Annotated in this window: 11 protein-coding genes; 5 read left to right on the forward strand and 6 right to left on the reverse strand. The window is 65.9% G+C overall.

The annotated features are described in order from the left end of the window. Positions 1-93: 93 nt before the first annotated feature. On the forward strand, positions 94-465 hold the full coding sequence (locus tag KGM94_RS03560; RefSeq protein WP_300255090.1) for a tRNA-binding protein: 372 nt from the start codon (positions 94-96) through the stop codon (positions 463-465). A gap of 48 nt (positions 466-513) precedes the next feature. On the opposite strand, the gene KGM94_RS03565 is transcribed toward KGM94_RS03560, so the two are convergent. Continuing rightward, positions 514-1218, reverse strand: coding sequence for a glutathione S-transferase N-terminal domain-containing protein (locus KGM94_RS03565; RefSeq protein WP_300255069.1), 705 nt, complete (start codon positions 1216-1218; stop codon positions 514-516). Between the two features lie 76 nt (positions 1219-1294). Between KGM94_RS03565 and KGM94_RS03570 the strand changes: the two genes are divergently transcribed. After that, positions 1295-2155 carry an SDR family oxidoreductase gene (locus KGM94_RS03570; RefSeq protein WP_300255070.1) on the forward strand — a complete coding sequence of 287 codons (861 nt, stop codon included), beginning with the start codon at positions 1295-1297 and terminating at the stop codon, positions 2153-2155. A gap of 271 nt (positions 2156-2426) precedes the next feature. Then, positions 2427-4121, forward strand: coding sequence for a methyl-accepting chemotaxis protein (locus KGM94_RS03575; RefSeq protein WP_300255072.1), 1695 nt, complete (start codon positions 2427-2429; stop codon positions 4119-4121). Positions 4122-4130: 9 nt separating this feature from the next. Here KGM94_RS03575 and KGM94_RS03580 read toward each other — a convergent pair whose 3' ends face one another. Next, positions 4131-4829: a GNAT family N-acetyltransferase gene (locus KGM94_RS03580; RefSeq protein WP_300255074.1), complete on the reverse strand. Its 699-nt coding sequence runs from the start codon at positions 4827-4829 to the stop codon at positions 4131-4133. A gap of 26 nt (positions 4830-4855) precedes the next feature. Beyond that, positions 4856-5206, reverse strand: coding sequence for a Lin0512 family protein (locus KGM94_RS03585; protein WP_300255075.1), 351 nt, complete (start codon positions 5204-5206; stop codon positions 4856-4858). A 139-nt stretch (positions 5207-5345) separates the two neighbouring features. On the opposite strand from KGM94_RS03585, the gene KGM94_RS03590 reads away from it, so the two are divergent. Next, positions 5346-6218: a bifunctional helix-turn-helix transcriptional regulator/GNAT family N-acetyltransferase gene (locus KGM94_RS03590; RefSeq protein ID WP_300255076.1), complete on the forward strand. Its 873-nt coding sequence runs from the start codon at positions 5346-5348 to the stop codon at positions 6216-6218. A 131-nt stretch (positions 6219-6349) separates the two neighbouring features. Here the strand turns inward: KGM94_RS03590 and KGM94_RS03595 are convergent, their stop codons facing one another. Beyond that, a complete protein-coding gene (locus KGM94_RS03595) occupies positions 6350-7570 on the reverse strand; it encodes an MFS transporter (RefSeq protein WP_300255078.1) in 1221 nt (406 codons plus the stop codon). A 335-nt stretch (positions 7571-7905) separates the two neighbouring features. Here KGM94_RS03595 and KGM94_RS03600 point away from each other — a divergent pair, with 335 nt between their 5' ends. Further along, the gene (locus KGM94_RS03600; protein ID WP_300255092.1) at positions 7906-8403 is read left to right on the forward strand and encodes a peptide deformylase; all 498 of its coding nucleotides are present in this window, start codon (positions 7906-7908) and stop codon (positions 8401-8403) included. A 149-nt stretch (positions 8404-8552) separates the two neighbouring features. On the opposite strand, the gene KGM94_RS03605 is transcribed toward KGM94_RS03600, so the two are convergent. Both KGM94_RS03605 and KGM94_RS03610 read right to left on the reverse strand, forming a co-directional pair. After that, positions 8553-8990, reverse strand: a complete 438-nt coding sequence (locus KGM94_RS03605) for a type II toxin-antitoxin system VapC family toxin (protein WP_300255079.1) — start codon at positions 8988-8990, stop codon at positions 8553-8555. Between the two features lie 4 nt (positions 8991-8994). Next, a complete protein-coding gene (locus KGM94_RS03610; RefSeq protein ID WP_300255080.1) occupies positions 8995-9237 on the reverse strand; it encodes a type II toxin-antitoxin system Phd/YefM family antitoxin in 243 nt (80 codons plus the stop codon). Positions 9238-9565 lie beyond the last annotated feature (328 nt).

Genomic DNA, 9565 nt, shown 5'->3' on the forward strand with positions numbered 1-9565 from the left:
CCGATGCATTCCGGATGGGGCGTTGTACGCAACTCCGGTTCGCCCCACAATGTTCGCCTCAGACCTCGCCAATCCGCAAGGACCGAACAGATTCTGCACGTCACCCATGATCCCGCGGCCGCCGCGGCGCCGACCATCGACTTCAACGCGTTTCTCGCGGTCGACATCCGCGTCGGCACCATCGTCGATGCGCAGCCTTTCCCGCAGGCCCGCAAGCCGGCCTGGCGGTTGTGGATCGACTTCGGTCCCGCGATCGGCGTGCGCAAGAGCTCGGCGCAGATCACCGAGAACCATCCGCTGGCGACGCTGGTGGGACAACAGGTCGCAGCCGTCGTCAACTTCCCGCCGCGCCAGATCGGGCCCGTCGTGTCGGAGGTGCTGACGCTCGGCTTTCCCGACGCCGACGGCAAGGTCGTGCTGGTGCAGCCGAGCCGGCCGGTGCCGAACGGCGGACGCCTGTTCTAAGCGTTCGACACCCCCTGCCTTGATACCGGATCTCTTGCGCCACCGCGTTCACGGCCGCTTGGGAATGTTGAGGCCGCGCTGCACCGCCGGCCGCGCCAGGCCCCCTTCCAGCCATTTCCCCACGGCCTTGAACCGGTCGAACTCGACCAGGTCGCCCGCCCCGTAGAAACCGATCAGATTGCGGACCCAGCCGAGCATCGAGATGTCGGCGATGGTGTACTCGTCGTCCATGATCCACTGGCGACCCGCAAGACGCGTCTCCATCACGCCGAGCAGCCGCCGGGACTCGTTGACGTAGCGTTGCAGCGGACGCTTGTCCTCGAAATCCTTGCCGGCGAATTTGTGGAAGAAGCCGACCTGGCCGAACATCGGTCCGATGCCGCCCATCTGGAAATGCAGCCACTGGATCGCCTGCCAGCGCCGCGCGGCATCCTGCGGCAGGAGCTTGCCGGTCTTCTCGGCGAGGTATTGCAAGATCGCGCCGGACTCGAACAGCGGCAGCGGCTTGCCGCCGGGACCGTCGGGATCGAGGATCGCGGGGATCTTGCCGTTGGGGTTGAGCGACAACAACTCCTCGGTCTTCTGGTCGTCCTTGTTGAAGTCGACGAGATGAACCTCATAGGGCAGACCGATCTCCTCCAGCATGATCGATACCTTGACGCCGTTCGGCGTCGGCAGCGAATAGAGCTGCAGGACATCGGAGTTCTTCGGCGGCCAGCGCCGGGTGACGGGAAAGGCGGAAAGATCGGACATCAGGACCTTGGCTTCACGGTTTGGGCACGTCTAATCTAGGCGGCACGAGCGACGGCACAAGGCGGACGAACTGCACATGGACGATGGTCGAACCCGGGTTGGCTCCAGCGACGATGAGCTCGCCGCGCATCCGACCGTCTATGCGCCGGGCCTGCTCGCGGACCGGGTCGTCATGGTCTCGGGCGGGGCCGGTGGCATCGGGCGGGCCATCGCGTTCCTGTTTGCGCGGCTCGGCGCTCACGTCGCCATCGTCGGCCGCAACCCGGCCAAGCTCGACACGCTCGTTGCCGCGATCGCCGGGCATGGGCTGAAGGCATCGTCCCACGTCGCCGACATCCGCGATCCCGACGCGGTGAACACGCTGTTCGACGCCGTATGGACCGCGCATGGCCGCATCGACTGCCTCGTCAACAGCGCCGGCGGGCAATTCCCGCAGCCCGCGATCGATTTTTCGGTCAAGGGCTGGAACGCGGTGATCGACACCAACCTGAACGGCACCTGGTACATGATGCAGACAGCCGCCCGGCGCTGGCGCGACGCGAAGCATCCCGGCGCGATCGTCAACATCGTGGTGGTCACGACGCACGGGCTCTACGGCATAGCGCATTCGATCGCGGCGCGCTCCGGCGTCATCGGCCTCTCGCGCGCCGTCGCCGTGGAATGGGCGCCGCTCGACATCCGCGTCAATTGCGTGGCGCCCGGCGCGATCGAGACCGAGGGCTGGAACGTCTACACGCCGCAGGCGCGCGCGGCCTATCCGCGCTCGAACCCGATGATGCACCCGGGCTCACCGTTCGACATCGCGGAAGCCTGCGTCTACCTTGCAGCTCCCTCCGGCAAGTTCATCACCGGCGAGACGCTCACCGTCGACGGCGGCAGCCAGCTCTGGGGCGAGACCTGGACCACGGGCAAGCCGGACTATTTTCGATCCGATTGACCCCAATGGTTGATCTCCATCCGCAGCCCGTGCGGATGGACGCGGGATCAGGGATCAACTCAAGCGCCCCCGACCGCCTGGATATGCCGGGAAATTCGCTCCTGGGAAGGCCGCGCGTCCGCCGGCAACCGCTATTCTGCGAGGATCGGCCGTCGCCGTCACGTGCGGCATACCCGGAATAGCACGGACCCCGCGCTTAACGGTTTTGCAAGACGGCCGGATACAGAGTCCGGACGACCGGTAATCCCCTCCAAATCGCCAGCGGATACAAATGCTTCACAAGCTCACGATCGGCAAGAAGCTCTTTCTCATCGTCATCGTCTTCTCGACCGTGCTCATGGGCATCTCGGCCTACATGCTGTTCGACATGCGCGCCGGTATGTTCGAGGACCGCAAGGCCAAGCTGCGCTCCCTCGTCGAGACCGCGGTCAACACCGTCAACCGCTACGGCGACCTCGCCGCATCGGGCAAGATGCCGGCGGAGGAAGCGCAGAAGGCGGCGCTCGCGATCGTCGCTGGCATGAATTTCGACGGCAAGAACTATTTCTTCGTGTTCGACCGCAAGGGCATTTTGAAGATGCATCCTTCGCGCAAGGACAATCTCGGCCAGAACATGCTCGAGCTGAAGGACGAGCAGGCGCGCTCCAACTATGTCGGCTACCTCGATGCCGCCAACAAGTCCGCGCCCTTCGAGGGCTTCACCGTATTCCCGGGCCGCCGGCCCGGCTCGCAGCTCAACGACACGCCAAAGCTGTTCCTGAGCGCGATCGACAAGCATTGGGACTGGGTCGTCTCGACCGGCATCTTCATCGACGACGTCAACGAGCTGTTCGTCACCCGCGCGATGTGGATCGTCGGCTCACTCGTCGCCGGCCTCGCGCTGAGCCTCGTCTTTACCGTCCTGCTCGGCCGCTCCATCACTCGTCCGTTGAACCGGACGGTGGAGGCGCTGGAGGAGCTCAGCGAGGGGCGCTTCGATACTGCGGTCGCCGACGACGACAGCAAGACCGAGATCGGGCGGCTCAGCCGCGCCTTCGTGCAGTTCCGCGAGAAGATGAAGGAGACCGAGGCGCTGCGCGCCCGGCAGTCGGAGACCGAGAAACAAAGCGAGATCGACCGTCGCAACACGATGCTGCGGGTCGCCGACGAGTTCGACGCAGCCGTCGGCTCGGTCGTGGAGACCCTGGTTGCCGAGGTCGAGCGCACGGTCGCAACCGTGGGGCAGCTCTCGAAGAGCGCCCAGGCCTCCGCCGCGGGAACCGAGCGCGTCGACGGCGCGGCTGCCTCCGTGTCCGAGAACATCCAGACGGTCGCTTCCGCCGCCCACGAGCTCGCCGCCTCCATCAACGAGATCGGCCGCCAGATTCACATGACTCGCGACATCGCGCAGCAGACGCGCAGCGCCTCGTCGCAGACCGAGCAGCGGGTCGCAGCCTTGTCCGACAGTGTCGAGGCCATCGGCTCGATCATCGCGATCATCAACGGCATCGCCGAGCAGACCAACCTGCTGGCGCTCAACGCCACCATCGAGGCGGCGCGCGCCGGTGAGGCCGGCCGGGGCTTCACGGTGGTGGCCTCCGAGGTCAAGGCGCTGGCCAACCAGACCACCAGGGCGACCGAAGACATCGCCCGCAACATCGAGGCGGTGCGCGGCGCCACGCGCGAGGCGGTCGATGCCGTGCGCGCGATCTCGAACTCCATCAACGGCCTCGACGAGTCGGCCGGCACCATTGCCGCCGCCGTCGAAGAGCAGAACGCGGCGACCGCCGAGATCAGCCGCAACACCAACGTCACCGCAGACCAGACCCGCGCCATCACGCAGGCCATCACCGAGGTCGCCCGCTCCGTCAGCGGGACCGACAAGTCGGCGCGCCAGGTCGAGGAATATTCCGCTGCGATGCGCGGCCGCTTCGAGGACATGCGGCGCGAGGTGCAGGCCTTCCTGGGCCGCATCCGCGCGGCCTGAGCCGCGCGGTCAGCCCTCCTTCCGCAGCACCGTTACGTGCAGGCGGCGGCGGATGGTCATGTCCTGCCGCCGGTAGAGCGCGATTGCGGGAACGTTGCTCGTGAACACGTGCAGGAACGGGATCTCGCCACGCGCCAGAATCTGCCGCGAGATCACGCTCATCAGCGCCTGTGCGTAGCCGCGGCCGCGATGGTCCGGATGCACGCAGATCGCCGTCATCTCGGTGTAGTTGCCGGGCTTCATCCGCTCGCCGATCATCGCGACCAGCTCGCTGCCGGCCTTGATGCCGAGGAAGGTGCCGAGCTCGTGCGTGCGCGCGCTGAAAGGCCCGGGCTTCGTCAACTCGGTCAGCGCCATCATCGCCGGGACATCGTCGATACCGAGCGTTGCGATCTCAACGCCCGCAAGCGCGCTCTCTGCCGGCGTGCCGATCATCTGCTCGCCGGTCTCGGCCAACAGCACCTTGAATCCATCGGGCGCGGACACCGCATCGGGCGTGAACAGCACGGCATAGGGCGAGCCGGAGATCAGCGCGCCGAGCGCGGCAAAGCTCAGGGACGACATGTCCGCCATGTCGGCGAACGGCGTGATCGCGACGGGATAGCGCAGCGCGCGGGCGTTGCCTTCCGCGAGCGCCCGCTGGCTGGTCGTCAGCGCGCTCCAGATCGGGCGATCCAGCGGATGGGGCGTGGCATCGGACTCCGTCATCTCGGTTTCACCCGCACCAATGCTCGCTAGGACGATTGGCCGTCGTCGAGGCTCACGATCACGGCCGCATTGGCGATGATGATGGAGTCGCCGCCCTGCTCGGCCGGGATCTCGAGGCCGCCCTTGACCGCGTTCACGGTCACCGTGCCGTAAGGCAGCTCCTTTGCGACCGCTTCCTTGTCGACCGCATCGGGGTTCGGCACCGCGATGGTGACCTCGACGAACATGTCGTGGGCGGTCTTGCCGAACACGCGGAAGAAACCGATGCTGGAATGTCGGATCGCATCCGACACCGCGCGCTTCGCCGCCTTCGTGGCGTCCTTGCCGTGGACGTCGACGCCCATGCCCATCTCGGTGATACAGCGCACGCGGGTCATTCTTTGATCCTGTCGTTGATCGGGATGATGGATGACCTTCCGCGATCCGCGATGCCTGCACAAGCCCGAATTGCCGCAACGCCGTCATTGTGAGGGATGGGCGGATTGACAGATCGCGATATCTGACTAAAGTCAGATAATGCTCGATGCCGTTTCACGCGTTCGCCGCTTCAACCGTGCCGTGACCTCGGAGGTCGGCGCGCTCGACAGCTCGTTCCTCGGGCGCGGCCGGCCGCTGGGAGCTGCGCGCGTGCTGAACGCCATCGGTCATGGCCGATCCGATGTCGCCGAGATCCGCGACTATCTCGGCCTCGATTCCGGGCTGTTGAGCCGGTTGCTGCGCAGCCTGGAGGACGAGGGCCTGATCGAGACGACGGCGCATGAGGACGACGCGCGCCGCCGCGTCGCGCGGCTGACGCGCAACGGCCGGCGCGAGTTCGAGGCCTATGAGACGATCTCGAATATGCAAGCCGAGCGCCTGCTCGCCCGCCACGCCAAGAGCGAATCGTTGCTGGCCGCGATGGACCTGGTCGCATCCGCACTCCTGCAGGGCCGCACCGCACTCGTCGAAATGAGCCCGCGCGCGCCCGCGGCGCGCCATTGCCTCGCCGAATACTATGGCGAGCTCGCGCGTCGCTTCAGCCAGGGTTTTGACGTCTCGCTCTCCCGCGACCCCGACGCCAGGGACATGATCCGCCCGCGCGGGGTGTTTCTGGTGGCGATGTCGGACACGCTCCCGGTCGGCTGTGTCGGGTTGAAGGGCAGCGGCGGCGAGGCCGCCGAGATCAAGCGGCTGTGGGTCGCGCCGAGCGCACGCGGATTGAGGCTCGGCCGCTGGCTGATGGAGACCGCGGAGAGCGCGGCGCGCGAGCTGTCGATCAAGGTGCTGCGGCTCGACACCAACAGCGCGCTGCCGGAAGCCGGCCAGCTCTACCGCACGAGCGGCTGGCGTAAGATTCCGCGCTTCAACGACGATCCCTATCCGGATCTGTTCTTCGAGAAGCATCTGTAGGGCGACCGCAGGACGAGGTGCGTAGCCCGCAAGAGCCAACGGGTCCGCGCGAAGCGCGGCCCGATGGCAGGCTCCGCGATATGCGGGATTCCCGGGTGTCGCTTCGCTCACCCGGGCTACGAGTTCTCCCCTCACGCCGGCACCGGCGCTAGCTCGGCGTTTCGCCGTGGGAACGGCCGGAACATCATCGCCATCAGGAATGCGCCCAAGCCCAGCGCCCAGGAGCCGATATAGAGCCAGGCGTAGCTCGAGAAGGCATCGTAGATCAGGCCGCCGGCGAGCGGGCCCGTCGCCATGCCGAGGCTGCCGGCCATCGCCGTGCCGCCGATCACCGTGCCGAGCATCTTCAGCGGAAAGTTTTCACGCACCAGCACCGAGTAGAGCGGCATGGTGCCGGCATAGATGAAGCCGAACACGGCGCCGACCGCGTAGAACGTGGCGAGCTGGTTTGCGAAGACGTAGGCGAGCGCGCCGAACGCCTGCAGCAGAAGCCCCGTGACCAGCACGCGCTTGGCGCCAAAACGGTCGCCGAGCAGGCCGAAGGCGATGCGGCCGCCCATGCCGGCAAAACCCTCGACGCTGTAGATCGTCACCGCCGCGATCAGCGGGATGCCGCAGCTCACGGCATAGCTGACGGTGTGGATGATCGGGCCGGAATGGGTGGCGCAGCAGAAGAAATTGGTCGCGAGCAGGATGAAGAATTGCGGCGAGCGCAGCGCCTCGCTCCGCGACATCTCGTTTGGCGACGCGCCGCCGCCGCTTGCTGCGGCCGGCGCGTGGGCGAGCGCGGGCGGGCGGCGCACCAGCAGCGAGACCGGGATCATGACGCATCCGACCACCAGCGCCACGATCTGCATCGACGTCCGCCAGTCATGGTGGGAGACGAGCCAGGCCGCGAACGGCGACATCGTCATCGGCGCCATGCCCATGCCGGCCGAGACCAGCGACACCGCGAGGCTGCGGTGGGTCTCGAACCAGCCGGTCACGGTCGCCATCATCGGCGCGAAAATCGCGGCGCAGGATGCACCGACCAGCGCGCCGAACAGGAGTTGGAACGCGAGCAGCGAGGTCGCGTGGCTCGCGAGGAACAGGCTAAGGGCCAGCACGGTCGAGCCCGTCAGCACCACCGGCAGCGGCCCAAAGCGGTCGGTCAGCGTGCCCCAGGCCATGCTGGAGCAGGCCATGGCGAGGAATCCGATAGTCATGGCGCTGGAGATGCCGGTCACCGACCAGCCGGTCTCATCCGCCATCGGCCGCAAGAACACCGGCAGCGAGAACATGCCGCCGATGGCGACGCAGCCAAGCAGGCCGCCGGCGGCAACGATGATCCAACGATACCAGGAAGGGGTCATTTGCGGTCTCCCGTGCAAGTGTCTCTGGGTGGAAGACGAACGGGAACCGCGGGGGCCGACATCGGCATCGACGAGGCCACGGGATTTTTGGGACCGTCCCCCCGTAGGACTGGACGGAACAACCATACGATATTCCGAATTTCTTGTAAAGCGAATTTGTGGACGTCTGTGACCGGAAACCAAAATCCGAGGTTCAACCCCATGCACAGTCGCCGGATGGCCGCCGCCGCATGGCGTCACAATGCCCGGAAGCATTTGACACGTCGGGGAAATCACCCGCACGATGGCGTGATCCAGCCGAACCCGGCGTCATCGCGCTCCAGGCCCTGCCGATCATGGCCATTCGTCCCCTCCTCCGCTATCCCGACCGCCGGCTTGCGATCCCGGCCCGGCCAGTGACCGCTTTCGACGAGACGCTGCGGGAGCTCGCTCGGGACCTGCTCGAGACGATGCGCGCCGCGCCCGGGATTGGCATCACGGCGCCGCATATCGGCATCCCCCTGCGCGTCGTGGTGCTCGAGCTCGACGCGAAGGACGGCGCGCGAACCTACGTCAATCCCGAGATCGAATGGGCCTCTCCCGAGATGATCCTGCACCGCGAAGGCAGCGTCTCGATGCCTGGCGTCACCGACGAGGTTTTGCGCCACGCCCGCGTTCGGATCGTCTATCAGGACCTCGACGGCACCACGCACACCGAAGAATCCGAAGCCCTGCGCGCCGTCTGCCACCAGCATGAGATCGATCAGCTCGACGGGGTGTTCTGGATCCAGCGGCTGTCGCGGCTGAAGCGCGAGCGGCTGGTGAAGCGGTTTGAAAAGTTGGCACGGGGCTGAACGTCGATGTAACACGTAGGGTATCGCTGCGCTCTACCCATCCTACGCGCGACAAATCAGGGATGCGGATGTGCGCCATGGAGATTGGGTGCGCCCGTACATGACCCGCTACAGGGCCCGACCGATTGTTCAAACCTACTACGGGAGCATCAGGACGGCGGTAACGCTCTGTCGGGATCATGCACAGCTATACCCAGGGGTGCGAAGTGACTGGCGTTGCGCGACAGGATAGTCAGCCCGTGCTGGTGTGCGGTGGCGGCAATGATGATATCGGCAAATCCCGGCGCATGTCCCTGCCCCCTTGCCCGGTCCGACAGGCGTCCGGCGATCCGCGCGATCGGCGCATCGACCACCAAGACCCGATCTCCGTAGAGATGCAGCACCGCTTCCAGCCATTGGGCCAAGTCCCTGCTCCTGCGCGCGGCTCTCTCGCGTTGTAGCTTGGCTATTCCATCCTCGACCTCTGCGATCGTGACAACCGAGATGAACAAGGAGGCCGAATGCGCGTCCATCCACTCGACAAGTGCCGAGGGCGCCGGCCGGTTCGGCGAGGCGGCCGACAGCACATTGGTGTCGACGAGATACACGACGTCAGAAATCGGTCGACCGCAGCTTGGCGCGATTGCGTGCCGGCAGATCGCCCACTCTTGCAGGGACCGCCATCAGGAGGCGACCGAAGCTCGGAACCTGAGACAGCCGCCGCCACTCTTCATAACCCAGGACCACCGCCTGCTTCTTGCCGTGGCGGGTAATCACCGCAGGCTTGCCGTCAATGGCTTCATCGACGACGGCGGAGAGATTGGCTCTTGCGTCGCGGAGCTGGATTTCGCGCATGGCATCACCTAAATGACTACAGTAGTCATATAGAAAGATTGCCTCAAATTCACGGGGCGACCTCCCTCGACCGCCCCAGACGAATTTCGATCTAGCGTTTTCGACGGCGCATCCCGACGCCAACAGAATCACGCACACTCAGCCCGAGCCGGTGTGGTGGGATGAACAACTGCATGGGCGGGCGTAGCGTGAGGCCTAGCCCATCTTTCACGGTTGGCGGAAAAACCTGATTTGAATCAAGGGGCGCACCCCGAAGGTCTCCACTACAGCGCGGGGGCCGGGTAGCGGACTGCTGGCGGTGCCGTCGTAAGGCGTGGCGGCGGCTGAG

This window comes from Bradyrhizobium sp., assembly GCF_028868675.1.
In the GTDB taxonomy this organism is placed as follows: domain Bacteria; phylum Pseudomonadota; class Alphaproteobacteria; order Rhizobiales; family Xanthobacteraceae; genus Bradyrhizobium.

Excerpts from the sequence above, each read along its gene's own strand:
- KGM94_RS03585 (WP_300255075.1), bottom strand. The coding sequence starts at position 5,206 with ATGACCCGCGTGCGCTGTATCACCGAGATGGGCATGGGCGTCGACGTC.
- KGM94_RS03580 (WP_300255074.1), bottom strand. The coding sequence starts at position 4,829 with ATGACGGAGTCCGATGCCACGCCCCATCCGCTGGATCGCCCGATCTGG.
- KGM94_RS03565 (WP_300255069.1), bottom strand. The coding sequence starts at position 1,218 with ATGTCCGATCTTTCCGCCTTTCCCGTCACCCGGCGCTGGCCGCCGAAG.
- KGM94_RS03595 (WP_300255078.1), bottom strand. The coding sequence starts at position 7,570 with ATGACCCCTTCCTGGTATCGTTGGATCATCGTTGCCGCCGGCGGCCTG.
- KGM94_RS03590 (WP_300255076.1), top strand. The coding sequence starts at position 5,346 with ATGCTCGATGCCGTTTCACGCGTTCGCCGCTTCAACCGTGCCGTGACC.
- KGM94_RS03570 (WP_300255070.1), top strand. The coding sequence starts at position 1,295 with ATGGACGATGGTCGAACCCGGGTTGGCTCCAGCGACGATGAGCTCGCC.
- KGM94_RS03575 (WP_300255072.1), top strand. The coding sequence starts at position 2,427 with ATGCTTCACAAGCTCACGATCGGCAAGAAGCTCTTTCTCATCGTCATC.
- KGM94_RS03610 (WP_300255080.1), bottom strand. The coding sequence starts at position 9,237 with ATGCGCGAAATCCAGCTCCGCGACGCAAGAGCCAATCTCTCCGCCGTC.
- KGM94_RS03600 (WP_300255092.1), top strand. The coding sequence starts at position 7,906 with ATGGCCATTCGTCCCCTCCTCCGCTATCCCGACCGCCGGCTTGCGATC.